The 25,973-nt window shown below is 70.5% G+C and carries 24 protein-coding genes and 2 riboswitches; of the genes, 15 read left to right on the forward strand and 9 right to left on the reverse strand.

What is annotated here, in order from left to right; translation table 11 throughout:
- Positions 1-11: 11 nt before the first annotated feature.
- The 4 genes from ACIPSA_RS40320 to ACIPSA_RS40335 form a co-directional block, all read right to left on the reverse strand.
- Positions 12-893, reverse strand: coding sequence for an amino acid ABC transporter permease (locus ACIPSA_RS40320; RefSeq protein WP_402644338.1), 882 nt, complete (start codon positions 891-893; stop codon positions 12-14).
- A complete protein-coding gene (locus ACIPSA_RS40325) occupies positions 890-1,555 on the reverse strand; it encodes an amino acid ABC transporter permease (protein ID WP_402644341.1) in 666 nt (221 codons plus the stop codon). The genes ACIPSA_RS40320 and ACIPSA_RS40325 overlap by 4 nt, the downstream gene beginning before the upstream one ends.
- An 80-nt stretch (positions 1,556-1,635) precedes the next feature.
- Entirely contained in the window at positions 1,636-2,472 is an 837-nt protein-coding gene (locus tag ACIPSA_RS40330; RefSeq protein WP_402644343.1) for a glutamate ABC transporter substrate-binding protein, read from the reverse strand.
- 85 nt (positions 2,473-2,557) lie between these two features.
- Positions 2,558-3,334, reverse strand: a complete 777-nt coding sequence (locus ACIPSA_RS40335) for an amino acid ABC transporter ATP-binding protein (RefSeq protein WP_402644345.1) — start codon at positions 3,332-3,334, stop codon at positions 2,558-2,560.
- 299 nt (positions 3,335-3,633) lie between these two features.
- On the opposite strand from ACIPSA_RS40335, the gene ACIPSA_RS40340 reads away from it, so the two are divergent.
- Together ACIPSA_RS40340 and ACIPSA_RS40345 are read left to right on the forward strand one after the other, a co-directional pair.
- Positions 3,634-4,320, forward strand: a complete 687-nt coding sequence (locus ACIPSA_RS40340; RefSeq protein ID WP_402644347.1) for a response regulator transcription factor — start codon at positions 3,634-3,636, stop codon at positions 4,318-4,320.
- Positions 4,321-4,329: 9 nt separating this feature from the next.
- Positions 4,330-5,736 (forward strand): sensor histidine kinase, encoded by a 1,407-nt coding sequence (locus ACIPSA_RS40345; RefSeq protein WP_402644350.1) that lies wholly within the window; start codon positions 4,330-4,332, stop codon positions 5,734-5,736.
- A 96-nt stretch (positions 5,737-5,832) separates the two neighbouring features.
- On the opposite strand, the gene ACIPSA_RS40350 is transcribed toward ACIPSA_RS40345, so the two are convergent.
- Positions 5,833-6,831, reverse strand: coding sequence for a TAXI family TRAP transporter solute-binding subunit (locus tag ACIPSA_RS40350; RefSeq protein WP_402644352.1), 999 nt, complete (start codon positions 6,829-6,831; stop codon positions 5,833-5,835).
- A gap of 86 nt (positions 6,832-6,917) precedes the next feature.
- Here ACIPSA_RS40350 and ACIPSA_RS40355 point away from each other — a divergent pair, with 86 nt between their 5' ends.
- Entirely contained in the window at positions 6,918-7,325 is a 408-nt protein-coding gene (locus ACIPSA_RS40355) for a hypothetical protein (protein WP_402644354.1), read from the forward strand.
- Between the two features lie 7 nt (positions 7,326-7,332).
- Here the strand turns inward: ACIPSA_RS40355 and ACIPSA_RS40360 are convergent, their stop codons facing one another.
- Positions 7,333-8,757, reverse strand: coding sequence for a hypothetical protein (locus tag ACIPSA_RS40360; protein WP_402644357.1), 1,425 nt, complete (start codon positions 8,755-8,757; stop codon positions 7,333-7,335).
- A gap of 327 nt (positions 8,758-9,084) precedes the next feature.
- Positions 9,085-9,209, forward strand: a riboswitch (cobalamin riboswitch).
- Positions 9,210-9,314: 105 nt separating this feature from the next.
- Between ACIPSA_RS40360 and ACIPSA_RS40365 the strand changes: the two genes are divergently transcribed.
- The 5 genes from ACIPSA_RS40365 (at position 9,315) to ACIPSA_RS40385 (ending at position 13,480) form a co-directional block, all read left to right on the forward strand.
- The gene (locus ACIPSA_RS40365; RefSeq protein ID WP_402644663.1) at positions 9,315-9,740 is read left to right on the forward strand and encodes a (2Fe-2S) ferredoxin domain-containing protein; all 426 of its coding nucleotides are present in this window, start codon (positions 9,315-9,317) and stop codon (positions 9,738-9,740) included.
- 43 nt (positions 9,741-9,783) lie between these two features.
- Positions 9,784-9,924: riboswitch (cobalamin riboswitch) on the forward strand.
- A 36-nt stretch (positions 9,925-9,960) separates the two neighbouring features.
- The gene (locus tag ACIPSA_RS40370; protein ID WP_402644359.1) at positions 9,961-10,182 is read left to right on the forward strand and encodes a CbtB-domain containing protein; all 222 of its coding nucleotides are present in this window, start codon (positions 9,961-9,963) and stop codon (positions 10,180-10,182) included.
- The gene (locus ACIPSA_RS40375; protein ID WP_402644665.1) at positions 10,173-10,583 is read left to right on the forward strand and encodes a CbtA family protein; all 411 of its coding nucleotides are present in this window, start codon (positions 10,173-10,175) and stop codon (positions 10,581-10,583) included. Before ACIPSA_RS40370 ends, ACIPSA_RS40375 begins: the two co-directional genes overlap by 10 nt.
- Before the next feature lie 566 nt (positions 10,584-11,149).
- Positions 11,150-12,676 carry a tRNA (N6-isopentenyl adenosine(37)-C2)-methylthiotransferase MiaB gene (miaB, locus tag ACIPSA_RS40380; RefSeq protein WP_402644362.1) on the forward strand — a complete coding sequence of 509 codons (1,527 nt, stop codon included), beginning with the start codon at positions 11,150-11,152 and terminating at the stop codon, positions 12,674-12,676.
- A 90-nt stretch (positions 12,677-12,766) separates the two neighbouring features.
- Complete coding sequence (locus tag ACIPSA_RS40385) at positions 12,767-13,480, forward strand: class III extradiol dioxygenase subunit B-like domain-containing protein (RefSeq protein WP_402644365.1); 714 nt, start codon at positions 12,767-12,769, stop codon at positions 13,478-13,480.
- A 77-nt stretch (positions 13,481-13,557) separates the two neighbouring features.
- Here the strand turns inward: ACIPSA_RS40385 and ACIPSA_RS40390 are convergent, their stop codons facing one another.
- Both ACIPSA_RS40390 and ACIPSA_RS40395 read right to left on the reverse strand, forming a co-directional pair.
- The gene (locus tag ACIPSA_RS40390; RefSeq protein ID WP_402644366.1) at positions 13,558-13,836 is read right to left on the reverse strand and encodes an antitoxin; all 279 of its coding nucleotides are present in this window, start codon (positions 13,834-13,836) and stop codon (positions 13,558-13,560) included.
- Positions 13,837-13,867: 31 nt separating this feature from the next.
- The gene (locus ACIPSA_RS40395) at positions 13,868-14,215 is read right to left on the reverse strand and encodes a hypothetical protein (protein WP_402644368.1); all 348 of its coding nucleotides are present in this window, start codon (positions 14,213-14,215) and stop codon (positions 13,868-13,870) included.
- Positions 14,216-14,397: 182 nt separating this feature from the next.
- Between ACIPSA_RS40395 and miaA the strand changes: the two genes are divergently transcribed.
- From miaA to hflX, 6 genes are all read left to right on the forward strand, one after another.
- On the forward strand, positions 14,398-15,336 hold the full coding sequence (gene miaA, locus ACIPSA_RS40400; RefSeq protein WP_402644370.1) for a tRNA (adenosine(37)-N6)-dimethylallyltransferase MiaA: 939 nt from the start codon (positions 14,398-14,400) through the stop codon (positions 15,334-15,336).
- Positions 15,337-15,444: 108 nt separating this feature from the next.
- On the forward strand, positions 15,445-15,957 hold the full coding sequence (locus ACIPSA_RS40405; protein ID WP_402644667.1) for a hypothetical protein: 513 nt from the start codon (positions 15,445-15,447) through the stop codon (positions 15,955-15,957).
- A gap of 141 nt (positions 15,958-16,098) precedes the next feature.
- Positions 16,099-16,968 carry a diaminopimelate epimerase gene (gene dapF / locus ACIPSA_RS40410; RefSeq protein ID WP_402644373.1) on the forward strand — a complete coding sequence of 290 codons (870 nt, stop codon included), beginning with the start codon at positions 16,099-16,101 and terminating at the stop codon, positions 16,966-16,968.
- A gap of 282 nt (positions 16,969-17,250) precedes the next feature.
- Positions 17,251-19,491 (forward strand): RelA/SpoT family protein, encoded by a 2,241-nt coding sequence (locus ACIPSA_RS40415; RefSeq protein WP_402644376.1) that lies wholly within the window; start codon positions 17,251-17,253, stop codon positions 19,489-19,491.
- Positions 19,492-19,561: 70 nt separating this feature from the next.
- A complete protein-coding gene (locus ACIPSA_RS40420; RefSeq protein WP_402644378.1) occupies positions 19,562-21,172 on the forward strand; it encodes a M1 family metallopeptidase in 1,611 nt (536 codons plus the stop codon).
- Positions 21,173-21,304: 132 nt separating this feature from the next.
- Positions 21,305-22,798, forward strand: coding sequence for a GTPase HflX (gene hflX / locus ACIPSA_RS40425; protein WP_402644381.1), 1,494 nt, complete (start codon positions 21,305-21,307; stop codon positions 22,796-22,798).
- 64 nt (positions 22,799-22,862) lie between these two features.
- Here hflX and ACIPSA_RS40430 read toward each other — a convergent pair whose 3' ends face one another.
- Positions 22,863-24,095, reverse strand: a complete 1,233-nt coding sequence (locus ACIPSA_RS40430) for a trypsin-like serine peptidase (RefSeq protein WP_402644383.1) — start codon at positions 24,093-24,095, stop codon at positions 22,863-22,865.
- Positions 24,096-24,382: 287 nt separating this feature from the next.
- On the opposite strand from ACIPSA_RS40430, the gene ACIPSA_RS40435 reads away from it, so the two are divergent.
- Positions 24,383-25,870: a diaminobutyrate--2-oxoglutarate transaminase family protein gene (locus tag ACIPSA_RS40435; protein WP_402644384.1), complete on the forward strand. Its 1,488-nt coding sequence runs from the start codon at positions 24,383-24,385 to the stop codon at positions 25,868-25,870.
- Positions 25,871-25,973: the final 103 nt, after the last annotated feature.

Genomic DNA, 25,973 nt, shown 5'->3' on the forward strand with positions numbered 1-25,973 from the left:
TCAGACGAAGGTCAGTCGGCTCCGGTAGCCGCGGTGCCTGCCACCGCCGCCGACGGAACCACCGCGCCGGTCGACTTCTTGCGCCGCCGCAGCCGTCCCTCCAGCCAGCTCGCGAAAGACGTGAGCGAGAAGTTGATCACGATGTAGATCAGGGCCACGATGGTGAACGAGGCGATGGTGTTGGCCCCGTAGTAGGCGCTCATCGTGTTCGCGGAGGCCAGCAGTTCGGGGAAGGTGAGGACCGCTCCGCCCAGTGCCGTGTCCTTCACGATCACGACCAGCTGGCTGACGATCGCCGGGAGCATCGCGGTGACCGCCTGCGGCAGCAGGATGAGCCGCATCACCTGGTTCTTGCGCAGGCCGATCGCCATCGCGGCCTCGGACTGGCCCTTGGGCAGGGCGAGGATGCCCGCACGGACGATCTCCGCCAGGACCGACGCGTTGTACAGCACGAGTCCGGTGACGACTGCGTACAGCGGACGGTCGTCCGAAGGGACATTGGTGTAATCGGCGTACCAGGCGTTCCCGAAGATCATCAGGACCAGTACCGGGATGGCCCGGAAGAACTCGACGACGGCCGCGGCCGGCACGCGTATCCACGCGTGGTCCGAGAGACGGGCGATGCCCAGTGTGGCGCCCAGCGGGAGCGCGATGACCATGGCCAGCGCGGCGGCCTTCAACGTGTTCTGCAGACCTGGCCAGATGTACGCCGAGTACGCCTCGGAGCCGCTGAAGAACGGCTTCCACAGCACCCAGTCCAGCTGACCCTTGTCGTCGAGGGACGTGTACACCCACCACAGCAGGGCAGCGAGGGCGACCAGGAAGCCCGCTGTGTACAGGAGGTTGCGCCGCTTGGCGCCCGGGCCCTGGGCGTCGTACAGGACCGAACTCATCGCTTCACCGCCACCTTCTTGCCCACCCAGCCGAGGAGCAGACCGGTCGGCAGGGTCAGACAGCAGAACCCGAAGGCGATGACCGCGGAGATCAACAGCAGCTGTGCCTCCTTCTCCACCATCTCCTTCATCACATACGCCGCCTCAGCGACGCCGATCGCGGCTGCCACCGTCGTGTTCTTCGTCAACGCGATCAGCACGTTGGTCAGCGGGCCGACGGCCGCGCGGAAGGCCTGGGGCAGCACGACCAGGCCCAGCACCTGGGTGAAGCTCAGGCCGATGGCCCGGGCCGCCTCCGCCTGGCCGACCGGAACCGTGTTGATGCCGGAGCGGATCGCCTCGCAGACGAAGGCCGACGTGTAGACGATCAGACCGAGCACGGCCAGCCGGAAGTTGCTCGTATCGATCTTGTCCGATCCCAGGGTGATGCCCAGCGTGTCCTTCAGGCCGAGCGAGGTGAACAGGATGATCACCGTGAGCGGGATGTTCCGCACGATGTTCACGTAGGCGGTGCCGAAACCGCGCATCAGCGGCACCGGGCCCACCCGCATGGCGGCCAGCAGGGTGCCCCAGACCAAAGAGCCCACGGCCGACAGCAGCGCCAGCTGCACCGTCGTCCAGAAGGCGCCCAGCACGTCGTAACTTCCTAGAAAGTCGAACACGATCTCCCGCGCTTCCGCGTGTATGGAAGGGATGCCCGAGTGCGCCGCCCCTGAGGACGGCGCACCCGACGGGCGCTGCCTCAGCTCTTGATGTCACCGATCTTCGGGGCGGGCTCGTTCTTGTAGCCGGCCGGGCCGAAGTTCTTGTCCACGGCCTTCTTCCAGGAACCGTCGGAGACCATCTCCTCCAGAGCCTTGTTGATCTTGGCCTTGAGGTCGCTGCCCTTCTTGACGCCGATGCCGTAGTTCTCGTTCGTCATTTTGAAGCCGCCGAGCTTGAACTTGCCCTTGAACTGCGACTGGGAGGCGTAACCGGCGAGGATCGAGTCGTCGGTGGTCAGCGCGTCGATCGCCTTGTTCTGCAGACCGGTCAGGCACGCGGAGTACGTGGGGTACTCCTGCAGCTGGGCCTTGGGCGCCAGCTTGTCGTGGACGTTCTGCGCCGACGTCGAGCCGGTGACCGAACACAGCTTCTTCTTGTTGAGGTCCGCCGGCGACTTGATGGTGTTGTCGTCCGCGCGGACCAGCACGTCCTGGTGGGCCAGCAGGTACGGGCCGGCGAAGTCCACCAGCTTCTGGCGCTCGGGGGTGATCGAGTAGGAGGCGGCGATGAAGTCGACGTCGCCGCGCTTGAGCAGGGTCTCGCGGTCGGCGCTCTTGGACTCCTTCCACTCGATCTGGTCGGCGTTGTAACCGAGCTTCTTGGCGACGTACGTGGCCACGTCGACGTCGAAGCCCGAGTAGCCCTGGGGGGTCTTCTGGCCGATGCCGGGCTGGTCGAACTTGATGCCGATGGCGATCTTGTTGCCACCGCCGGAGGAACCGCCGTCGTCCTTCTTGTTCGAGCTGCACGCCGTGGCGGCCACGGAGAGGGCGAGTACGGCGGCCGAGGCGGCGGTGACCTTGCGGAGCTTCATCGTGAACATCCTTTGAGTGGTGAGGAACGCGGTCCGTGAGGGACGGGCGGCCCCGGGACGTCCGGGGCGTACGGGCTCGGTGCCGTCAGTGGTGCAGGATCTTCGAGAGGAAGTCCTTGGCCCGGTCACTGCGCGGATTGCTGAAGAACTGGTCGGGCGCAGCCTGTTCGACGATCCGGCCGTCGGCCATGAAGACCACACGGTTTGCAGCCGATCGTGCGAAACCCATCTCGTGGGTGACGACGATCATCGTCATGCCGTCGCGGGCGAGTTGCTGCATGACCTCGAGGACCTCGTTGATCATCTCGGGGTCCAGGGCCGAGGTCGGCTCGTCGAAGAGCATGACCTTCGGGCCCATGGCCAGGGCGCGCGCGATGGCGACGCGCTGCTGCTGACCGCCGGAGAGTTGTGCCGGGTACTTGTCGGCCTGGGTGCCCACGCCGACCCGGTCGAGCAGGGCGCGGGCCTTCTCCTCCGCCTGCTTCTTGTCGGTCCTGCGGACCTTGATCTGGCCCAGCATCACGTTCTCGAGCACGGTCTTGTGCGCGAAGAGGTTGAAGGACTGGAAGACCATCCCGACGTCCGCCCGTAGCCGGGCCAGTTCCTTGCCCTCCTGGGGCAGCGGCTTTCCGTCGATCGTGATGGTGCCGGAATCGATCGTCTCCAGGCGGTTGATGGTGCGGCACAGGGTGGACTTTCCGGACCCGGAGGGTCCGATGACCACCACGACCTCGCCGCGGGCGATCGTCAGATCGATGTCCTGGAGTACGTGCAACGCGCCGAAGTGCTTGTTGACGCTCTGCAGGACGACCAGGTCGCCGGTCGCGGCCACGTCTTCCTTGACCACCGATACTTTGGTCATCGCTTTCGGGCTCCGTCCTCCTCGGTTTCGGAGGAATGTAGTGACCCCGAATGACCTGCGTCATTACATCTGAGGGGAATCTGAGCATCACGATCCGATAGCAATCGGACACGTGTTGTAGCAGTTGGGGCGGGGCCGCGTATCGGCCGGGTAACGGAACCGGCGGGCAACCGGAACCCTCTTGACGCCATCATCGTCCATCAGCGTGACTGCCTTGATGCACACACGCGCGTGCGCGCGTTTTCTACAAGCCGACAACGAACCAGGACCGTACGACCGCTGAACCGGAGGGGGCCGGAATGAGACTGCTGCTCGTCGAGGACGACAACCACGTCGCCGCCGCGCTCTCCGCGGTCCTCGCCCGGCACGGCTTCCACGTCACGCACGCCCGCAGTGGCGAGGAGGCCCTCCAGGCGCTCGTCCCGGAAGGGCCCGGCTTCGGCGTGGTCCTGCTCGACCTGGGCCTGCCCGACCAGGACGGATACGAGGTCTGCGGCAAGATCCGCAAGCGCACCAGCACCCCGGTGATCATGGTCACCGCTCGCTCCGACGTCCGCTCCCGCATCCACGGCCTCAACCTCGGCGCCGACGACTACGTGGTGAAGCCGTACGACACCGGGGAACTGCTCGCCCGGATCCACGCCGTCAGCCGGCGCACCGCGCACGACGACGCCGTACCGGGCGCCGATCACGCGCTGCGCCTCGGTCCCGTGCACATCGAACTGCCCACCCGCCAGGTCAGCGTCGACGGTTCGGTTGTCCAACTGACCCGCAAGGAGTTCGACCTTCTCGCGCTGCTCGCCCAGCGCCCCGGCGTCGTCTTCCGGCGGGAGCAGATCATCAGCGAGGTCTGGCGCACCAGCTGGGAGGGCACGGGCCGCACCCTGGAGGTGCACGTGGCCTCCCTGCGCGCCAAGCTGCGCATGCCCGCGCTGATCGAGACCGTACGCGGCGTCGGCTACCGGCTCGTCGCCCCGGCCGCGTAGCGGGGACGGGTGCGCACACGTCTGCTGCCGCTGCTCATCGTCCTGATGGCGGCCGTGCTGCTCGCACTGGGTGTTCCGCTCGCCGTCAGCGTGGCCGCGGCCCAGCAGCAGAAGGTGGTCGTCGACCGGATCGACGACACGGCGCGCTTCGCGGCACTCGCCCAGTTCGTCACCGACGGGCCCACCGGCTCACCGCTGACGACCGAGGACGAGCGCAAGGAGACGCTGCGCCGCGAGCTCACCAGCTACTACGGGGTCTACGGCATCCGCGCGGGCGTCTTCTACCGCAACGGCGCGGCGATGGCCAACGCGCCGTACGACTGGTTCCTGCCCCCGAGCGGCGAGTTGCGGGAGGCGTTCGGCGAGGCGCTGCTCAGCCGGCGCAGCCATGACCCCGAGCAGGTGTGGCCCTGGCAGCACAGCCGCCTGATCGTCGCGTCGCCGGTGATCCGGGACGGCGACGTCGTGGCGGTCGTGGTCACCGACTCGCCCACCGGGCCGATGCGTTCGCGGACGCTGCGCGGCTGGGTGCTCATCGGGGCCGGTGAGATCGCCGCGATGCTGCTGGCCGTGGGCGCGGCGCTCCGGCTGACCGGGTGGGTGCTCAGGCCCGTGCGCGTCCTCGACGCCACCACCCACGACATCGCCACCGGGCGGCTGAAGTCCCGGGTCGCGGTGGCCGGCGGACCGCCGGAACTCCGCAGGCTGGCCCGGTCGTTCAACGAGATGGCGGACAACGTCGAGGACGTGCTGGAGCAGCAGCGCGCCTTCGTCGCCGACGCCTCGCACCAGCTGCGCAACCCGCTCTCGGCGCTGCTGCTGCGCATCGAACTGCTCGCCCTCGAACTGCCCGAGGGCAACGAGGAGATCGCCTCGGTCCGCACCGAGGGCAAGCGCCTCGCGCAGGTCCTGGACGACCTGCTCGACCTGGCGCTGGCCGAGCACGCCGAGGCGGACCTGCGGCTGACGGACATCGGCCGGCTGGCCGCCGAGCGGCTGGCGGCATGGTCGCCGGCGGCCGAGGCCAAGGGGGTGCGGCTGACCGGCGACTGCCCGCCGACCACCGCCTGGGCCGACCCGATCACGCTCTCCAGCGCGCTGGACGCGGTGATCGACAACGCGGTGAAGTTCACACCGGAGGACGGCACTGTCACGGTGACCGTCGCCTCCAACGGCGAGATCTCGACGGTCGTGGTCACCGACACCGGTCCCGGCCTCACCGACGAGGAACTCGCCCGCGTCGGCGACCGGTTCTGGCGCAGCGGCCGCCACCAGAACGTGAAGGGCTCCGGTCTCGGCCTCTCCATCACCCGCACCCTCCTGGCGGCGGGCGGCGGTTCCCTCGACTGTGAGCACCACGACCCGCACGGCCTGCGGGTGACGGTGACGGTGCCCAGGAGCGGCTCGGCGGCGTAGGACGGGTGACGGGTCGTCGGCCGAGGGCGGAGTCACGGCCTCACTGAGCTACGGCTTCACCGGGCTACGGCTTCACAGAGCTACGGCTTCGTCGAGTCACGGCTTCACCGACCGGTAGTACCGCCGCGCCCCCTCATGCAGCGTGAGCGGGTCGGTGTAGATGGCGGTGCGGAGGTCGACCAGTTGGGCGGAGTGGACGTGGGCGCCGATGTCGTCGCGGCTCTTGATGACGGTTCGGGTGACCCACTCGGTCAGCCGGGGGTCCATGTCCTTGCGGGTCATCAGCAGGTTGGACACCGCGATGGTCGCCACCGTGGACCCCTGCTGGACGGACGGGTAGGCCGACTCGGGCATGTTGGTGGCCCGGTAGTAGCGCGCTTCGTCGCCCTCGGCGTGGAGCTTGGTGACCAGGTCACCGTCGATCGGGACGAACCTGAAGTCGAACGTCCTGGTCAGCTGCGCCAGCCCGTTCGTCGGCAGCCCGCCGGACCAGAAGAACGCGTCGATCTTTCCCTGCTCCAGCCCGTCGGGCCCGGTGTCGATGCCGTCGGACACCGGCGTGATGTCCTTCTCGGGGTCGATCCCCGAGGCCCTGAGCAACCGGTTGGCGATCAGCCGCACGCCCGAGTTGGGCAGCCCTATGGACACCCGCTTGTGCTTCAGGTCGGAGACGGTCCTCACGTCCGAGTCGCGCGGCACGATGAGCTGCACGTAGTCGTCGTACAGCCGGGCCACACCGCGCAGCTGCCCGGCACCGCCGGGGTGCTGGTACTCGTACGCCTCCACCGCGTCGGCCGCCGCGATGGTGAAGTCGGCCTTCCCGGTCGCCACCCGCCGCACGTTCTCCTGGGAACCGGCACTGTTCAGCAGCTTCACCGTCAGCCCCGGCATGTCCCTGTCCAGCTCGGTGCGCAGCCGCTCGCCGTATTCCTGGTAGACCCCGCGGGGCGTGCCGGTGCTGAAGACGATCGTCCCGCCCGGCGGTTCCTCGCCCAGGGGCAGCAGCCACCACAGCAGCAGCGCGAAGGCGACGAAGCCGGCGGCCGCGCCCTGGAGCGCCCGGCGCCTGCCGATACGGGGGAACACCTTGGACATGCGCGCGATCCTGCCAGTCGTCCGGAGTCCTGACCAGCGCCGGGCTCACGGCGGGCGTTGTCGGTGGCGGCCGCTAGAGTCGCGGCATGACCAGCTCCTCGCCCGCCGACCTCGTCCGTGAGTTCCACCTGGCCTTCGGCCTCGATACCCGCAACAGGCCGACGGAGGTGTCCCCCGAGCTGGCCGCGCACCGCGGGGACCTGCTTGCCGAGGAGGCCGCGGAGGTCGCCGAGGTCTCGGTCGTCGGCCCGCTCGACCGGCTCGCGCACGAACTGGCCGACGTGGTCTACGTGGCCTATGGCACGGCCCTGGTCCACGGCATCGACCTGGACGCGGTGATCGCCGAGGTCCACCGCTCCAACATGAGCAAGCTGGGGCCCGACGGCCAGGTCGCCCGACGGGCCGACGGCAAGGTCCTCAAGGGCGAGCACTACGAGGCGCCGGACGTGTCGGCCGTCCTGCGCCGCCAGGGATGGATACCCGGCGGCGCCTGACGTCGCCTCAGAGCGAGTCGCCCGCCAGCTGCCACTCACGGTGCAGCACGCCCAGCGGAATGCTCCGCTGGAGGACGGGGGTACCGAAGACGGACAACTGCAGGCGCAGGGTGCCGGACAGGTCCACGCCGCCGTACAGGCCCCATGTGCCGGTGGTCTTCGCTCCGGTGGTGTCCGACGATGCCTGCACCGTCCCGGAGGCCTCGCCGCGCAGGTACGGCGCCAGGTCGGCCGTGACACCCACGGTGCCGTAGAGACCGACCGAGGCCTCGGCGCCGAGCGCGGTCTTCACGTTCCCGGCGGTGGTCACCGAGGTCCGCACCGGTGTGCTCGTCATGTCGGAGGCGCTCACCGGCGTCCAGCCCTTGCCCGCGCCGAAGGTGCCGCCGGCCTTGAAGTCGCCCTTGAGGCTCTGCTCCACGTCGACGGTGACCTTGCCGTCGGCGCTGATCTGGAAGTAGCAGGTCAGGTCGAGGTTGACGACGACCGGGACGGGGCCGACCTGCAGCACCGGGTCGGCGTGCAGCTTCGCGAAGGGGATCCGCAGTGGCGTGGTGGTGGAGGCGGCGGCACGGCCCTTGACGGCCCAGCCGGAGGTCCAGTCGCCGGACACGCCCAGGTACGCGGAGCCGGGCGCGGCGTCGGTGCCCTCGCCGCCGTACCTGAAGTCGACCTGCGGAGCGACCTGTACGAAGCCGGACACCGAGGCCGCTGCCGACACCGGAGCGCCCTCGGCCGTTGGCACCTCGGCGGAGACGTCGAGCCGCAGGCTGCCCAGTGGCACCGTGGCGCCCTTGGGGCCGACGTGCACATCACCGGCCCTGGACCAGGAGACCTTGACGTCGGGCAACAGCTTGTCGACGTCGAAGGAGGCCGGGTCGACGGGCACGGTGCCCTTCGCCGTGTCGTCGCCGAGCAGGGCGTTGAGCGTGGCGGGTTCGGTCTGCACCTCTGTTCCCCTGTCCGTCTCGCCGATCACCTTGGTGACCTTGGCGAGCAGACCGTCCGGGGCACCGGGCGCCGGGGCGCTCGCGATGACGTCACCCACGGCGGCCTCGTGCTGGGCGGCGGAGGCGCTGGGAGAGGGGGAGGAGGCGGACGAGGAGGAGGCCGAGGGGGACGTGGCCGGCGGGGAGGGGGAAGTCGACTTCTTCCCTTGGGAGATGACGGCCCGTCGGGTCCTGCTGTCGTACGAACTGATGGCGAGCGTGGTCTTGTGCGCCGGCCTGCCCGAGCCGGCCGGACCCGCCGCCGCGGTGGCGGTGGCGGTGGGAGCGGCGGCGACGGTGAGCGAGTGGTACGCCGCGTCCGTGGCGGTGTCGTCCGGGCTCTGGGTCTCCTGGCTTCGGGCGGCGGCAGGCTGCTCGGCCTGCGACGCGGGCGAGGAGCAGCCTGCGGCGAAAAGGAGGGCGGTCACGGCGAAGGCGGGCATGAGGGCATGCGTGTGCCTCGTGCGTCTGCGCAAGGTGAGTCCTGAGGGTGGGGGTGGCAAGGAGGTACCGGCGGACGGCGAGCGACGTGTCGTACTGGCCGGTAACTCGGTGACGGGCCATGAGCATGCCATGGTCCGCACAGTGGACCCACATAATCCGGCCGCATCCCAACGTGACCTGACCCACGGCGACTTCAGGCCGCGTCGGTGGCCGGATGCCGCCTGAGTATCCGTACTCAGGCCCCAGGGTTCCGCGGACCGAACACTGGTGCCATGACGACGGCACCCCGGATGGAATGATGATCGGTGACAGGGCGACGGCGGTCCGAGGAAGCCGGTGTGAATCCGGCGCGGTCCCGCCACTGTGATCGGTGAGCGAAGTCCCGACAGGCCACTGCCCCCAGACGGGCGGGAAGGCCGGGACGGGCGACGACCCGAGAGCCAGGAGACTCACGCGGTCGCCTCCTCGACGGACACCGGGGCGGATCTCCCCGGGAGGGGAGTGATTCGGCGTGCCCGGCAAGCCGACGGAAGAGGCGTTCGACAACGAGGCGGCCATGGAGGCGGCCGTGGACGCGGCGGCCACGGAGGCGGCGGCCACGGAGGCGGCCGACCCGGCGCCGAGCCGTGTCGTCGTGTGCAGGGACTGCTGCTGCGGCAGTCCCAAGGTGTCCGGCGTCGATCACGCGGCGCAGACCGCACGTCTGCGTGCCGAGGTGCCCGTGCGCGTCTCCGCCTGCCTCGACGTGTGCGAGCAGGCCAACGTCATCGTCGTACAACCCTCCGCCGCCGGCCGGGCTGCCGGAGCCCGGCCGGTCTGGCTGGGTCTGGTCAACGACCCGGACGCGACCGAGGACATCGCTGCCTGGGTGCGCGCGGGCGGCCCCGGCGTCGTTCCCCTGCCGGACATTCTCGACCTCTACACCATCACGCCGCCGCGCCGCCGGACGGCTTCCGAGGTCCGGCGCCGCGTCGGTCCATGACCGGGAGAGGAAGATCACGCCCGGTGACGCGGTCTTGGACATGCACGCGTCACGCGATACGGTCTGTCCGGTATCGACGACGGTACGACGGAAGCCGGTGGGAGTCCGGCACGGTCGCGCCACTGTGAGCGAGCGCCCTGGGCGGCTCGTGAGTCAGACCCGTGGCCGTCGTCCTGTGCACCACCGAGATGGGACGCGAACTCCCAGAGGAGGCCCTGCCATGGCGCAGACCGTCGCCCAGCCGACAGCCACCACCCCCGTCGTTCCCGCCAAGCTGCCGCTGAAGACGATCGCTCCGTGGGCGGTCTTCTTCGGTGTCCTGATGCTGGTCCTGCTCTACTTCGTCGGCGCCGAGCAGGGCGCCACGTCCGTGCTCAACGGCACGGACGTCCACGAGTGGGTCCACGACGCCCGTCACCTGCTCGGTTTCCCCTGCCACTGACGCCAGGGGCGCCGCACACCCGTGAACTCCGCTCCCTGCGCTCCACCGCCGGTCGCGCCACCGGCGTCCTGGTCTACGGCGTTGCCTTCGGCGGCATCGCCGCGCTCGCTTTCTGCTTCGCGCTCGGCCGCGTGGGCCGTTTCTCCCTGCGGGCGACCGCGCTGCTGCTGTCCGGCCTCGTCCTCGTGACCGGCCTCGCGTACGCCTTCCTGCCGGTCGTCAACGAGGTGCCGAAGGACTTCCCGGCCACCCTGCTGTGGCGGTTCCGGCTCTCCGCGCCGGCCATCCAGACCGTCCTGTGGGGCGGCTTCGGCCTGCTTTTCGGCGAGTTGGCCGAGCGGCTGCTGCATCCGAAGCCCGCGACCTCCGGGTCGGGGCGGGCAGTTCCCGCTGCGCACTGAACCCGTCAGGACATGAGAGGGGGCTGGGCGTCCCCTCGACCACCGACCGTGCGAGGCCGCTCGGCAACGGGCCGTCGGCAGACGCCGCAGGAGAGCGGTTCTCACCGGACTCGCGGCGGTGGCGGCCGCCCTGACGGTCCTGACCTCCCTCGCCGTCGTCCAGACCGCCCGCGCCCGCGAGGCGGGAGTCGTCTTCGGCCCTGACGGCCGACGGGTCGCCGGCGCCTCGACCGACGGCGCCGTATGTGTGCGCCGCGCCGACGGCACGGGCGAGCCCGTGGTGCTGCGGGCCACGACGGCACGGCGCAAGGCGTGTCCTTCAGCCCCGACGGCCACAGGGTGGCGAGCCTCGGCGACGACGGAACCGTACGTGTCCGGAGCGCGGACAGCGGCACCAATCCGCTCGCCCGGCACGGCAAAGCACCACCCGACAGCTCACCGCGGAGCAACGAGCGACCTGTCCGGGGGCCGGGCAGGCCACGGTCCGGGCGTCGGGCGCCGGGCGCCGTGAGCCACCGATCAAGGTCTCCGGCAGCCGGGCCCCGGGGAGCGCCTACCCTTGACCCATGACCAGCAGCAGCGACCGGAGCCCCGCAGTGGACGTTCAAGCACCCAAGAGCTACGAGATCCGCACCTACGGGTGCCAGATGAACGTCCACGACTCCGAGCGATTGTCCGGGCTGCTCGAAGAGGCCGGGTACGTGCGCGCCCCCGAGGGCTCCGACGGGGACGCGGACGTCGTGGTCTTCAACACCTGCGCCGTGCGTGAGAACGCCGATAACCGGCTCTACGGAAACCTCGGCCGCCTCGCGCCGAGGAAGGCCCAGCGCCCCGGGATGCAGATCGCGGTCGGCGGCTGTCTGGCACAGAAGGACCGCGACACGATTGTGAAGAAGGCGCCCTGGGTGGACGTCGTCTTCGGTACGCACAACATCGGCAAACTGCCGGTCCTGCTGGAGCGTGCCCGCGTCCAGGAAGAGGCGCAGGTCGAGATCGCCGAGTCGCTGGAGGCGTTCCCCTCCACGCTGCCGACGCGCCGGGAGAGCGCGTACGCGGCCTGGGTCTCGATCTCCGTCGGCTGCAACAACACCTGCACCTTCTGCATCGTCCCGGCGCTGCGCGGCAAGGAGAAGGACCGCCGCACCGGCGACATCCTCGCCGAGATCGAGGCCCTGGTCGGCGAGGGCGTCTCCGAGATCACGCTGCTCGGCCAGAACGTCAACGCGTACGGCTCCGACATCGGCGACCGCGAGGCCTTCAGCAAGCTGCTGCGCGCCTGCGGGAGCATCGAGGGCCTGGAGCGGGTCCGTTTCACCTCCCCGCACCCTCGCGACTTCACCGACGACGTGATCGCGGCCATGGCCGAGACGCCGAACGTGATGCCGCAGCTCCACATGCCGCTCCAGTCCGGCTCGGACACCATCCTGAAGGCGATGCGACGCTCCTACCGCCAGGACCGCTACCTGGGGATCATCGAGAAGGTCCGCGCCGCCATCCCGCACGCCGCGATCACCACCGACATCATCGTGGGCTTCCCCGGCGAGACCGAGGAGGACTTCGAGCAGACGCTGCACGTGGTGCGCGAGGCGCGGTTCGCGCAGGCGTTCACCTTCCAGTACTCCAAGCGCCCCGGCACCCCGGCCGCCACCATGGAGAACCAGATTCCCAAGGAGGTCGTCCAGGCGCGTTACGAGCGCCTCGTCGCCCTCCAGGAGGAGATCTCCTGGGAGGAGAACAAGAAGCAGGTCGGCCGCACTCTTGAGCTGATGGTCGCCGAGGGCGAGGGCCGCAAGGACGGTGCCACGCACCGCCTCTCCGGCCGCGCCGCCGACAACCGCCTGGTCCACTTCACCAAGCCGGAGCAGGAAGTACGCCCCGGCGACGTGGTCACCGTGGAGATCACCTACGCCGCCCCGCACCACCTCCTCGCCGAGGGGGCCGTCCTCGACGTGCGCCGCACGCGCGCGGGTGACGCGTGGGAGAAGCGCAACGCGGCGGAGGCGGCGAAGCCGGCCGGCGTGATGCTCGGCCTGCCGAAGATCGGCGTCCCGGCGCCGCTCCCGGCCGCGACGAGCGCCTGCGGCTGCGACTGATCCGACGAGCCCCTGCGGCTGCGACCGATCCGACAGGAGGGCACGTCGGGGAGGGACGCCGGGACGCTGTACGGCGTTACGCTGCCGATCGTGCTTGTCGCCGCCGCAGTCTGCCCCTGCCCGCCGCTCCTCGTGCCCGTCGTCGCCGCGGGTGCCGCGTCCGAGCTGGACGCGGCGCGCTTCGCGTGCACGGACGCGCTCGGGGTGCTCGCGGCCGCCCGGCCCGACCGGCTGGTGGTCGTCGGGCCCGCAGGGCGGAGCGGGCGCGGCCGCCATCCGCAGGGCACCCGGGGTTCCTTCCGCGGCTTCGGCGTCGACCTCGACGTACGGCTGGGCCCGAAGCAGGGAGCGGAGTCCGAGCGCGAGCTGCCGCCGTCGCTCGCCGTGGCCGCGTGGCTGCTGGAGAGGACCGGCTGGGCGGGTGCCCCGATCGAGGGTCTCGGTGTGGGAGAAACGCTCGCGCCCGAGCGGTGCATCGAAGCCGGAAGAGAGATCGGGGCACAGGCCGGGCGGGTGGCGCTGCTGGTGATGGGCGACGCCAGCGCGTGCCGCACGGTGAAGGCGCCGGGCTACCTGGACGAGCGGGCGGCACCCTTCGACGCCGAGGTCGCGCGTGCGCTGGGTTCGGCGGACCTGGCGGCGCTGAAGTTTCTCGACGCCGAGCTGGCCCAGGGGCTGAAGGCCTCCGGCCGTGCCCCCTGGCAGGTCCTCACGGGCGCGGCCGAGGGCGCGAGCCTCACTGGCGCGCTGCTGTACGAGGACGCGCCGTACGGGGTGGGGTACATGGTCGCCGCCTGGTCATAGGCCGCGCGGTCGGAAGGCGGGCGGCGGGCGGCCGGGAGCCCTCACGCTCGTCGGCCGTCCGCCGATCCATACGCCGCTCAGGAAGCCGGCGGCGGCGTCTCGGACTGCGGCGTCGTGCCGTCGCCCTGCTCGGGGCCACTCTTGTGTGCGAGCCGGTCCATGGCGCCCTTGGCCTTGCCCGTACCCGTGTGGATCTTGTCGCTGTACTTGCCCTTGGTCTTCTCGTCGACGACCTTCGCGGCCTTGTCGAGACCGTGCTGGATCTTGTCGATCGTGTCCCCGTGCTGGTGCGCGAGATCCGACACCTTGTGCTTGGCAGGGACGAGCTTGGCCTTCAAGTTGTCCAAGAGATGCATGATCCACCTTCCCTCTTCCTTCGCGGGGCAGCTATGTGCGGGCGCCGTCACCGGCCTCGTCGTCGGCGGCCTCCACGGCCGACTGCTGCTTCGGAATCTCGGCGCTCACGGCGGCGGAACTCCCGGCCACGACGGCCCCGGATCCCGCCGCGTCCTCGTCGCCGTCCCTTGCCGCCTCCGTCGCCTCAGCCGCTTCCTCCGCCTTCTCCTCCACGTTCTCCGCAGCTTTGCCCGCAGCTTCGTCCGCCGATTCCTTCACCGTTTCCTTCACCGCTTCTTCCGGCTCGGCCCCGCCCGGCTCCACGCCGGCCTGTGCCTCGGCGGCCGAGACCGCCTCCGTCGCCTTCGACTTCCCCAGAAGTCGCGCAAACACGCCCATTTCCACTCCATACGTTACTCGTGCGGGCGAAATCCCGCGTCACCCGGAGCGTCCGTTTGCGTCGCCCGGGTCACCGCCACTCGAAACCGGCGGCCGGCACCTCGCAACGGGCAACGACGTCGACGACGGGCCGTCACGTAACTCGTTCGAGACGCGGCCGTGGCGTTTGCGAGACTGGTGCGGTGAGCAGCGCATCCCCCGCCCCCCGAGTCATCGCCGTCGTCGGTCCCACTGCGGCCGGAAAGTCCGATCTAGGCGTTTTTCTGGCCCAGCAACTCGGCGGCGAGGTCGTCAACGCCGACTCGATGCAGCTCTATCGCGGGATGGACATCGGTACCGCCAAACTGACGCCGGAGGAGCGCGCGGGCGTCCCGCACCACCTGCTGGACATCTGGGACGTGACCGTCACGGCCTCCGTCGCCGAGTACCAGAAGCTGGCCCGCGCCAGGATCGACGACCTGCTCTCCCAGGGGCGGTGGCCGATCCTCGTCGGCGGCTCCGGCCTGTACGTCCGCGGAGCCGTCGACAACCTGGAGTTCCCCGGCACCGACCCCGAGGTGAGGGCCCGGCTGGAGGCGGAGCTCGCGCTGCGCGGCTCCGGGGCGCTGCACGCGCGTCTTGCCGCCGCCGATCCCGACGCCGGACGGGCGATCCTGCCCAGCAACGGCCGTCGTATCGTCCGGGCTCTCGAGGTGATCGAGATCACCGGCCAGCCGTTCACCGCCAACCTCCCGGGCCACGACTCCGTCTACGACACCGTCCAGATCGGCGTCGACGTGGCCCGCCCCGAGCTGGACGAGCGCATCGCTCGCCGGGTCGACCGGATGTGGGAGGCGGGGCTCGTGGACGAGGTGCGCGCGCTGGAGGCGCAGGGCCTGCGCGAGGGGCGTACGGCGTCGCGCGCGCTCGGCTACCAGCAGGTGCTCTCGGCGCTCTCCGGGGAGTGCACCGACGACGAAGCGCGGGCCGAGACCGTCCGCGCCACCAAGCGCTTCGCGCGCCGTCAGGATTCGTGGTTCAGGCGGGATCCGAGGGTGCACTGGTTGAGTGGGGCCGCGGCGGACCGCACGGAACTTCCGCATCTCGCGATGGCGTTGGTGGAACGACCGGTTACAGCCTGATCACGTCATGGCATCGGGATGCGCCGCCGGTCATCGAGGCCTCCGACGCCGTGCCATCATCGAGCTTCGATCGACCAAGTGGAGTCCTAGTTGGGAGGGCGCGTGGCGATGGAGGCCGGCCCTCGCGACACCGCAGAAGCGGCACAGGACGCCGAGCACATCGGTGTCGGCGGTGTCGAACCGGAACGAGGCGAGAGCCATCTGAGTGCCGACGGACCCGACGAGACGCCGGGCGGTGTGACCGACGACGGTCCGGAGCCCGAGGAGATGTTCGCCGGCGGGCCGGAGGTCGAGGTCGAGCTGCGTCCGCAGTGGCGGCTGCGCATCTGGCAGCTCGCGCCCATCGTGGGCCTGGCCGCGGTCGGCTCCCTGATGTTCGCCTTCCCGCTCGCCTTCGACTTCGGTGACAGCGGCGCGGTCATCGCCATGCTGGGCCTGCTGATCTGTTGCTGCGCCGCCGGCTGGGGCATGATGGCCGCCCGCCGCGTGGGCTACACCTGGCCGGGCCTGCCCCCGCGGGGCTCCGGGCGCAGACCCGACTGGCGGGTCGCCCTCGGCTACGTCCTGCTGGTGGCCGTGGTCGCGGTCCTCGCCGTGTGGCGCGTGGCCCGGCTGCGCTGACCGCAGCCTCGCCCCTTCGGGACGGCCGTCCTGGTTCTTCGGGACGGTCACCCGGCCCTTGGGACGATCACCCCGGCCCGCGGTACGCCGCGGCCGTCCCGGGCCACCGGGGATGTCGTGCCGACCCCGTACGATCGAGGGATGAGCACGCGGATCGCCTTCCTCAAGGGTCACGGCACAGAGAACGACTTCGTGATCGTTCCGGACACCGAGAACGTCATCGAGCTGACTCCGGCCGCCGTGGCCGCCCTGTGCGACCGCCGTGCCGGCATCGGCGGTGACGGGGTGCTGCACGTCGTGCGGTCCGCCGCGCACCCGGAGGCCGCGGAGATGGCGGCCGACGCGGAGTGGTTCATGGACTACCGCAACGGCGACGGCTCGATCGCGGAGATGTGCGGCAACGGTGTCCGTGTGTTCGCGCGCTACCTCCAGCACGCCGGACATGTGGCCGAAGGGGACATCGCGATCGCCACGCGCGCGGGCGTCAAGACCGTCCACATCGCCAAGGACGGAGACGTCACCGTCGGCATGGGCCGTGCGCGCCTCCCCGAAGGGGACGTCATGGTGAGTGTCGGCGAGCGCAGCTGGCCCGCGCGCAACGTGAACATGGGCAACCCGCACGCCGTCGCTTTCGTCGACGACCTCGCGCACGCCGGTGACCTGTACTCCCAGCCGCCGTTCAGCCCTGCCGCCGCCTACCCCGACGGGGTCAACATCGAGTTCGTGGTGGACCGCGGCCCGCGCCACGTCGCGATGCGCGTGCACGAGCGAGGCTCCGGCGAGACCCGCTCCTGCGGCACGGGCGCCTGCGCCGTCGCCGTGGCCGCCGCACGCCGGGACGGCGCCGACCCGTCCGCCACCGGCACTCCGGCGACCTACACCGTGGATGTGCCCGGCGGACGCCTCGTCATCACGGAGCGGCCGGACGGCGAGATCGAGATGACCGGACCGGCGGTGATCGTCGCCGAGGGCGAGATCGACGCTCAATGGCTGGAAAACGCGGTCGGCTGACCACGCGGATCGCTGCCCCGGCAGGCCTGGACACACGTATTCGCGGACCCCGGCCTCCAGGGCGGTTCGAAACCACGGCCCGCCGTGCGGCATGTGGCGCAAAATCGTAAACCTCCACATCGTCGCTCGAATGGGTGATCCGTTTCACGCTCGGCGAGAGGCGGTCAGTCGGGCGTGATGGGCTCGGTAGCATCAAGCACCGGCACGGACGGGGGAGCATCACCAACCCTGAGCCGCGCATTCCCTGGGCTCCGTCCGCCGGTCCACGAGCCGGAGGTGCCCATGAGTGCGGAGGCCACGAACCCTGCGACCCCTGGTCCTGTAGCCCCTACAGCGGCCCGCAGGAAGGCCCGCCCCCGGATCGACCTGCGCCGACTCGGCCGTGTCGCGTTGCTCGGTCCGACCGGCCGCGACCGGCTGCCGGACGCCATCGGCCATGTCGCCGAGGCCCACCGCGCCCACTTCCCCGACGCCGACCTCGAACCGCTGCGCCGTGCCTATGTGCTGGCCGAGTCCTCGCACCGCGGCCAGATGCGCAAGAGCGGCGAGCCGTACATCACGCATCCGCTCGCCGTGACGCTGATCCTCGCCGAACTCGGCGCCGAGACCACCACCTTGACGGCCTCTCTGCTCCACGACACCGTCGAGGACACCGACGTGACGCTGGATCAGGTGGGTGAGCAGTTCGGCGAGGAGGTGCGCTATCTCGTCGACGGCGTCACGAAGTTGGAGAAGGTCGACTACGGAGCCGCCGCCGAGCCCGAGACCTTCCGCAAGATGCTCGTCGCCGCCGGAAGCGACGTCCGTGTGATGTCGATCAAACTCGCCGACCGGCTGCACAACATGCGCACCCTCGGAGTGATGCGCCCCGAGAAACAGGCCCGCATCGCCAAGGTGACCCGCGACGTCCTCATCCCGCTCGCCGAACGGCTCGGTGTCCAGGCACTGAAGACCGAACTGGAGGACCTCGTCTTCGCGATCCTCCACCCCGAGGAGTACGAACACACGCGCGAGCTGATCGCCGGGAACGCGGCACGCCCCGACGACCCCCTCGCGGAGATCGCCGACGAGGTCCGTGCGGTCCTGCGCGACTCCGACATCCAGGCCGAAGTCCTCATCCGCCCGCGCCACTTCGTCTCCGTCCACCGCGTGGCCCGCAAGCGCGGAGAGCTGCGCGCAGCCGACTTCGGCCGCCTGCTGGTCCTGGTGGGCGAGGACGCGGACTGTTACGGCGTCCTGGGGGAGCTTCACACGTGCATGACGCCCGTCATCTCGGAGTTCAAGGACTTCATCGCCGTACCGAAGTTCAACCTGTACCAGTCGCTGCACACCGCGGTGACCCGCGGCGACGGCCAGGTCGCCGAAGTGCTCATCCGCACCCACCAGATGCACAAGGTCGCCGAGGCCGGCGTCGTCGCGCTCGGCAATCCCTACGCTCCTCCTGCGGAGGAGCAGTCCCCGAGCGACGGCGAGCGCGCCGACCCCACGCGGCCCGGCTGGCTCTCCCGCCTGCTCGACTGGCAGGAGGCCGCACCAGACCCCGACACCTTCTGGTCGACCCTGCGCGAGGACCTGGCCCAGGACCGGGAGATCACCGTCTTCCGGCCCGACGGCGGCACGCTCGGCCTGCCCGAGGGCGCCACCTGTGTGGACGCCGCGTACGCCCAGTACGGCGAAGACGCGCACGCCTGCATCGGCGCCCGCGTCAACGGCCGCCTCGCGACCCTGAGCACGGTCCTGAGGGACGGCGACACCGTCCAGCTTCTGATGGGCCAGGACCCGGCCTCCGAGCCCTCCAGGGAGTGGCTGGAGCACGCGCACACCCCGGCCGCGCGCATCGCCATCCAACGGTGGCTGGCGGCGCATCCGGAGGGCGAGGCGGGGGAGTCCGGCGCCCACACCGGCCCCACAACCCGCTCGACCGACGGCACCATCACCGGCGCGGTGGTTCCCCGCACATCCGCGGGCACGACGGCCCAGGAGACCGCAGTCGGCAGGGGCGGCTCTCGCCGGACCGCCGACGGCACCGCTCGCGGCAGCGCGGAAGCCCCCGCCGCGCGCCCCCGAGGCGCCGATGTGCTCGTGGACCGGCCGGGAGCCGCCGTACGGCTCGCCGGGTGCTGCACGCCCGTACCGTCGGACGAGATCACCGGCTTCTCCGTACGCGGCGGAGTGGTGACCGTGCACCGCGTGGAGTGCGCCGCGGTGGCGCGCATGACGAGCACGGGGCGCGCGGAGGTCGCTGTGCGCTGGGGTGACACCACCGCGTGCCGGGTCACACTGGTCGCTGAATCGTTCGGCCGCCCCCATCTGCTCGCCGACCTCACCGAAGCGATCGCCCTGGAAGGCGCCGAGATCGTCTCCGCGACCGTCGAACCGCCGAGCCAGCAGCGGGTACGTCACACGTACACCCTCCAACTCCCCGACGCGGCCCACCTCCCCGCCCTCATGCGGGCGATGCGGAACGTCCCCGGCGTGTACGACGTGAGCCGGGCTCAGCACCAGAACCCGGCCCCCTCCTGAGGCAACTCGTTCGGGTGGGCCGGGCGCGCGTCGCCGCAACAGCGCCCACGCGCGCTGGTAGCGGTGGTGCATGCTGCTCACTCTCCGCACCCGGCCTCGCCGGCCGAAGAACACGGGGATCTCCCGGCACCGCACGGCGGCCCTGCTCGCCTCCGCCGTCTCCGTCTGCCTTCTGGCCGCGAGCGCCCCCGCCGCCCCCCTGGGTGTCGGCGACCGCCTCTTTCCATACCTGGGCAACCCGGGATACGACGTCGCGTCGTACGACCTCTCCTTCACCTATCCCGGCACCAACGACAAGCCCCTCCGGGCCGTCACCGTCATCGACGCCCGGACGACCGCCGACCTGGACCGCCTCAACCTCGACTTCGCGCACGGCAAGGTCGAGTCCGTCGAGGTCGACGGCCTGCCCGCCACCTTCGCCGACGCCGGCGAGGACCTGGTCGTCACTCCTCGCGTCCCGCTGCCCAAGGGCTCCTGGCTGCGGATCACCGTGCGGCACACCAGCGACCCGGTGCCCACCGAGGGCCGGGACGGCGGCTGGGTGCAGACCTCCGACGGCCTCGCCATGGCCAACCAGGCCGACGCCGCACACCTGGTGTTCCCGTGCAACGACCATCCGTCCGACAAGGCGATGTTCACCATCCGGATCACCACCCCGGACGGATACACGGCCGTGGCCAACGGACTGCCGGCCGGTGTGGACAGGGCAGGCGGCAAGACCACCTGGACGTACCGGACCCAGCACCCCATGGCCACCGAGCTCGCCCAGGTGTCCATCGGCCGCTCCGCCGTGCCGCGCCGCACCGGACCGCACGGTCTGCCCCTGCGCGACGTCGTCCCCGCCGCCGACCGCAAGGCCCTCGAACCCTGGCTCGCGAAGACCCCCGACCAGATCGCCTGGATGGAGAGCAAGGTCGGCCCCTACCCCTTCGAGACGTACGGGCTGCTCATGGCCCAGGCCTCCACCGGCTTCGAACTGGAGACGCAGACCCTCTCCCTCTTCGAGAAGGCGCTGTTCATGGAGCCCGCCCTCCCGAAGTGGTACGTCGAGTCGATCATGGTGCACGAGCTGTCCCACCAGTGGTTCGGCGACAGTGTCAGCCCGCGCGCCTGGTCCGACCTGTGGCTGAACGAGGGGCACGCCACCTGGTACGAGGCCCTCTACGCGGAGGAGAAGGCGCACAAGCCGATGGTGGACCGCATGAAGGCGGCCTACAGCGCCTCCGACGGCTGGCGCGCCGCGGGCGGCCCGCCCGCCGCCCCCAAGCCGCCCAAGGACGGCCAGAAGATCGGCATCTTCCGGCCCAACGTCTACGACGGGGCCGCGCTGGCGCTCTACGCCCTGCGTGCGGAGATCGGACGGGAGGCCTTCGAGCGGCTGGAGCGGACCTGGGTGCGCGAGCACCGGGACGGCACGGCGGGTACGGCCGACTTCGTGGGCCTGGCCTCCAGGATCGCCGGGCGCGACCTCGGCGGGTTCTTCCAGGGCTGGCTCTACGGCGAGAAGACACCGCCGATGCCGGGCCACCCGGACTGGAAGCCGACGCCGCCCGCCAAAAAGGCACAGGGCAAGCAGACACAGACCAAGGCGGCACGGACCAAGGCGGCACGGACCAAGGCGGCACGGACCAAGGAGGCACAGGCCAAGGCCGCCCCGCTCAAGGCCGCACCCGGCGAATAAGGCGGTGACGAGACGTGGCGTCCCGTGCGACCATCTTCGGGTTGGCGCGGCACGAACACGGGAATCTCCCGAGAGGCTCGTGCGTTGCCACAATGAGCGCTGTAACGGAATCCCCAACGACGTAAGGACCCAATGACCTCCTCTTCTTCCTCTTCCCAGGACACCAAGCGCTTCGCGCACGACTACCCCGAAGGTCTTCGGGCCGATGCCCTGATGGAAGAGGACGTCGCCTGGAGCCACGAGATCGACGGAGAACGGGACGGCGACCAGTTCGACCGCTCCGAGCGCGCGGCTCTGCGCCGCGTGGCGGGCCTCTCCACCGAGCTCGAGGACGTCACCGAGGTCGAGTACCGCCAGCTCCGCCTGGAGCGGGTGGTCCTCGTCGGCGTCTGGACCTCGGGGACCGTGCAGGACGCGGAGAACTCCCTCGCGGAGCTCGCGGCCCTGGCGGAGACCGCGGGCGCGCTCGTGCTCGACGGCGTGACCCAGCGTCGCGACAAGCCCGACGCGGCCACCTACATCGGCTCCGGCAAGGCCGAGGAGCTGCGGGACGTCGTGGTCGAGACGGGCGCGGACACCGTCGTCTGCGACGGTGAGCTGAGCCCCGGCCAGCTGATCCACCTCGAAGACGTCGTCAAGGTCAAGGTCATCGACCGCACGGCCCTGATCCTGGACATCTTCGCCCAGCACGCCAAGTCCCGAGAGGGCAAGGCGCAGGTCGCGCTCGCGCAGATGCAGTACATGCTGCCGAGGCTCCGAGGCTGGGGTCAGTCGCTGTCCCGTCAGATGGGCGGCGGCAAGGGCGGCGGCCTCGCCACCCGTGGTCCCGGTGAGACCAAGATCGAGACGGACCGGCGACGGATCCGCGAGAAGATGGCGAAGATGCGCCGGGAGATCGCGGAGATGAAGACCGGCCGCGAGGTCAAGCGCCAGGAGCGCAAGCGCCACAAGGTGCCGTCCGTAGCCATCGCGGGCTACACCAACGCAGGCAAGTCCTCCCTGCTCAACCGCCTCACGGGAGCCGGCGTCCTGGTCGAGAACTCCCTGTTCGCGACCCTGGACCCGACCGTCCGTCGGGCGGAGACCCCGAGCGGCCGGCTGTACACACTGGCGGACACCGTCGGTTTTGTACGGCACCTGCCGCACCACCTGGTCGAGGCGTTCCGCTCCACCATGGAGGAGGTCGGCGAATCCGACCTCATCCTGCACGTGGTGGACGGCTCGCACCCGGTGCCGGAAGAGCAGCTGGCGGCCGTACGTGAGGTGATCCGGGAGGTCGGCGCCACCGACGTACCGGAGATCGTCGTGATCAACAAGGCCGACGCGGCCGACCCGCTGGTGCTCCAGCGGCTGCTGCGGATCGAGAAGCGCTCCATCGCCGTCTCGGCCCGCACCGGCCAGGGCATGGACGAGCTGCTCGCCCTGATCGACAACGAGCTGCCGCGGCCGTCCGTCGAGATCGAGGCGCTCGTGCCGTACACCCACGGCAAGCTGGTCGCCCGTGCCCACACCGAGGGCGAGGTGATCTCCGAGGAGCACACCGCGGAGGGCACGCTGCTCAAGGTGCGGGTGCACGAGGAACTGGCGGCGGAGCTGGCACCGTACGTGCCCACTCCCGCGGTCTGACCCGCAGAGCCCGAAGGCCCGCCCCCGTTCGTCACGGGAGCGGGCCTTCGGCGCTTCGGCGTGGCTACCGACCGGCGAACTTCTTGCTGACCGAGTCGTAGACGCCCTTGGCCACGTCACCCAGGCGCGGACCCGCCAGCCACCCCGACTTCACCGGGCCGATGGAGGTGTTGGACACGAGCGCCGGCTTGCCGTCCGAGCCCGTCTCCACCCAGCCGCCGCCGGACGAACCACCGGTCATGGTGCAGCCGATGCGGTACATCGTCGGGTCCGAGTCGCTGAGCGACAGCCGACCCGGCTTGTCCTTGCACTGGTACAGCAGCTGGCCGTCGTACGGCGCCGCCGCCGGGTAGCCGGTCGCCGTGATGCTCTGCACCTTCGGCACGGCGGGGGCGTTGAAGTTCACCGGCAGCGCCGAACCGACCGTCTCCTCCAGGGACTTGCCGCCGTGGCCCTGCTCGGGCGTCACATGGATCACGGAGTAGTCGTACGAGGCGCCGTCGCCGCCCGTCTCACCCCCCTGGTCGATCCACTGCTGCGAGGTCTGGGCCCCGTCGGCCCACCAGACGCCGTACGGTGCGATCTGGTCCCTGGTGGCCGTCTGCAACTGCTCGTTCGTCATGCCTCTGTCGTTGTACGACGGCACGAACACGATGTTGCGGTACCAGCCGCCCTTCTTGCCGGCGTGCACACAGTGGCCCGCCGTCCAGATGAGGTTGGACTTGCCCGGGTGGGCCGGGTCCTGCACGACCGTCGCCGAGCAGACCATCTTGCCTTCGGGGGAGTCGAAGAACACCTTTCCGGAAGCGGCCGCGTTGGCGTGGTACGACGGCTGCACCGCCTGCGCCCTGACCGGCGCCGGCGTCGGGTCGGTCACACCCTGGTCACCGGAGATGTCGTTGTCGTCGACACCCTGGTCCGGGTCGCCCGCGTCCCGCATACGGTCCCGGTCCCACAGACCCTTGATGATCGGGTTGATGAAGTCGTTGGCCTCGCGCAGCCAGTCGTCCTTGTCCCAGTTCTTCCAGGCGCCGTGCTTCCACTTGTCGATGTCGATCCCGTGCTCTTTGAGCTTGTTCTTGATGTCGTCCGGGATCTTGATCTTTCCGTCGCCGCCGTCCCCGCTGGTCGCGGAGGCGGTCGGGTTGCCGTCGGCGTTGTCGTCACCGGAGCCGTTGCAGGCGGTGGCGGTGAGCGCCAGCGACGACGCGAGGGCGACGGCCGCCAGCACGGGGGAGGTTCTGCGGGGCGCGCTCCTCCCTCGGCGAGCGATGAAGGACGGCCGTATGGATCGCATGGTCTTGACTCCCCCTGATGTTAAGGAACTAGGTGCTGTGTCCGTGAAGTCGGCTGGAACTCGCGGGGAGTTCACCACGGTCTCACGGACGTCTGGGAACGGCATCACACACTATGCGCTCGCTGTGGGGGACTTCCGACGGAACGGCAACGGTTCCGTCACGGCAAGGATCTTGAAGCAACCCGTAACCAGGTGAGCCGTCCGGGGTTGTAGCGGTGGGGGGACTGCTGCCCGTGCCCGGTCCCCGCGCATCAACTCGCCTCTGGACAGCGGGAGGACAGCGAGCCGTGGCCGTGACGGAGTCGATGACCGGGGGAACGTCCGGGGGAGCGCGCGCCGCGCACGAGGGGATCCTGAAGCGCCAGTCGGCGCGCGAGTCGTCGGCGCGCACCTACGCGCGCGCCCTTCCCATCGTGCCCGTCCGGGCACGCGGACTGACCATCGAGGGCGCCGACGGCCGCCGCTACCTCGACTGCCTCTCCGGCGCCGGCACCCTCGCCCTCGGCCACAACCACCCTGTCGTCCTGGAGGCCATCCGAAAGGTCCTCGACTCGGGTGCCCCCCTCTCCGTCCTCGACCTCGCGACTCCCGTCAAGGACGCCTTCATCACCGAGCTGTTCCGCACACTGCCACCCGGCCTCGCCGACCGCGCCCGCGTCCAGTTCTGCGGACCGGCCGGCACGGACGCCGTCGAGGCCGCGTTCAAGCTGGTACGCGCCGCGACCGGCCGCACCGGAATCCTGGCCTTCACCGGCGCCTACCACGGGATGACCAGCGGAGCCCTGGCCGCGTCCGGCGGCGCCTGCGACGTACGGGTCGCACGCCTCCCCTACCCGCAGGACTACCGCTGCCCCTTCGGAGTCGGCGGCCCCCGCGGCGCCGAACTCGCCGCCCGCTGGACCGAGTCCGTCCTGGACGACCCCAAGTCCGGCGTACCCCTCCCCGCCGGGATGATCCTCGAACCCGTCCAGGGCGAGGGCGGGGTGATTCCCGCCCCCGACAACTGGCTGCGGCGCATGAGGCAGATCACCGCCGACCGGTCCGTCCCGCTGATCGCCGACGAGATCCAGACCGGAGTCGGACGCACCGGTGCTTTCTGGGCCGTGGAGCACAGCGGTGTCACCCCCGACGTGATGGTCCTGTCCAAGGCCATCGGCGGCAGCCTTCCGCTGGCCGTCGTCGTCTACCGCGACGACCTCGACGTCTGGGAACCCGGCGCCCATGCGGGCACCTTCCGCGGCAACCAACTCGCCATGGCCGCCGGTACGGCCACCCTCGCCCACGTCCGTGAGAACGGCCTCGCCGCCCGCGCGGCCCTGCTCGGTGCTCGGTTGCTGGACCAACTACGGGAACTTCAAGGGGAGTTCCCGTGCGTGGGCGACGTCCGAGGGCGGGGGTTGATGATCGGGGTCGAGCTGGTGGATCCGGAGAGGGCGGATCCGGGGGAAGCGGAACTGACAGGGGCCGATCTGGCAAGGGCGGGCGAGGGGGCGGGGCGCGTGGAAGGTCCCCGCGCCCCGACCGCAGGGCTGGAACCCGCCCGTACGCCTCGTCCGGCCGCCCCCGAACTCGCCGCCGCTGTCCAGCGGGAGTGCCTGCGCCGCGGCCTGATCGTGGAACTCGGCGGCCGCCACTCAAGCGTCGTACGGCTCCTTCCGCCCCTCACCATCAGCGACGAGCAGGCGGCAGCCGTACTCGACCGGTTGTCCGACGCGGTGGCAGCGGTGGCCCGCGGCGCGACCGAACAGGTCGTCCCACCTCGGTCGCGACGCTGAGCCAGGACACTCCGGCGCCCCTGCTCGCCACGCTCCGACGGTCCCGCTCCACCGGCGCGCGGCACGGCACGCTCCCGACGGTCACCAGCGCCGACGAAGGCTT

The sequence above is a fragment of the Streptomyces sp. NPDC086549 genome (genome assembly GCF_044746205.1).
In the GTDB taxonomy this organism is placed as follows: domain Bacteria; phylum Actinomycetota; class Actinomycetes; order Streptomycetales; family Streptomycetaceae; genus Streptomyces.

What these genes read in the sequence shown, in the direction of transcription:
- ACIPSA_RS40320 (WP_402644338.1), bottom strand. Translation starts at nt 893, where the DNA reads ATGAGTTCGGTCCTGTACGACGCCCAGGGCCCGGGCGCCAAGCGGCGC.
- ACIPSA_RS40330 (WP_402644343.1), bottom strand. Translation starts at nt 2,472, where the DNA reads ATGAAGCTCCGCAAGGTCACCGCCGCCTCGGCCGCCGTACTCGCCCTC.
- ACIPSA_RS40335 (WP_402644345.1), bottom strand. Translation starts at nt 3,334, where the DNA reads ATGACCAAAGTATCGGTGGTCAAGGAAGACGTGGCCGCGACCGGCGAC.
- ACIPSA_RS40340 (WP_402644347.1), top strand. Translation starts at nt 3,634, where the DNA reads ATGAGACTGCTGCTCGTCGAGGACGACAACCACGTCGCCGCCGCGCTC.
- ACIPSA_RS40350 (WP_402644352.1), bottom strand. Translation starts at nt 6,831, where the DNA reads ATGTCCAAGGTGTTCCCCCGTATCGGCAGGCGCCGGGCGCTCCAGGGC.
- ACIPSA_RS40355 (WP_402644354.1), top strand. Translation starts at nt 6,918, where the DNA reads ATGACCAGCTCCTCGCCCGCCGACCTCGTCCGTGAGTTCCACCTGGCC.
- ACIPSA_RS40360 (WP_402644357.1), bottom strand. Translation starts at nt 8,757, where the DNA reads ATGCCCGCCTTCGCCGTGACCGCCCTCCTTTTCGCCGCAGGCTGCTCC.
- ACIPSA_RS40365 (WP_402644663.1), top strand. Translation starts at nt 9,315, where the DNA reads ATGGAGGCGGCCGTGGACGCGGCGGCCACGGAGGCGGCGGCCACGGAG.
- ACIPSA_RS40370 (WP_402644359.1), top strand. Translation starts at nt 9,961, where the DNA reads ATGGCGCAGACCGTCGCCCAGCCGACAGCCACCACCCCCGTCGTTCCC.
- miaB (WP_402644362.1), top strand. Translation starts at nt 11,150, where the DNA reads ATGACCAGCAGCAGCGACCGGAGCCCCGCAGTGGACGTTCAAGCACCC.
- ACIPSA_RS40390 (WP_402644366.1), bottom strand. Translation starts at nt 13,836, where the DNA reads ATGCATCTCTTGGACAACTTGAAGGCCAAGCTCGTCCCTGCCAAGCAC.
- ACIPSA_RS40395 (WP_402644368.1), bottom strand. Translation starts at nt 14,215, where the DNA reads ATGGGCGTGTTTGCGCGACTTCTGGGGAAGTCGAAGGCGACGGAGGCG.
- ACIPSA_RS40405 (WP_402644667.1), top strand. Translation starts at nt 15,445, where the DNA reads ATGGAGGCCGGCCCTCGCGACACCGCAGAAGCGGCACAGGACGCCGAG.
- dapF (WP_402644373.1), top strand. Translation starts at nt 16,099, where the DNA reads ATGAGCACGCGGATCGCCTTCCTCAAGGGTCACGGCACAGAGAACGAC.
- ACIPSA_RS40415 (WP_402644376.1), top strand. Translation starts at nt 17,251, where the DNA reads ATGAGTGCGGAGGCCACGAACCCTGCGACCCCTGGTCCTGTAGCCCCT.
- ACIPSA_RS40420 (WP_402644378.1), top strand. Translation starts at nt 19,562, where the DNA reads ATGCTGCTCACTCTCCGCACCCGGCCTCGCCGGCCGAAGAACACGGGG.
- hflX (WP_402644381.1), top strand. Translation starts at nt 21,305, where the DNA reads ATGACCTCCTCTTCTTCCTCTTCCCAGGACACCAAGCGCTTCGCGCAC.
- ACIPSA_RS40430 (WP_402644383.1), bottom strand. Translation starts at nt 24,095, where the DNA reads ATGCGATCCATACGGCCGTCCTTCATCGCTCGCCGAGGGAGGAGCGCG.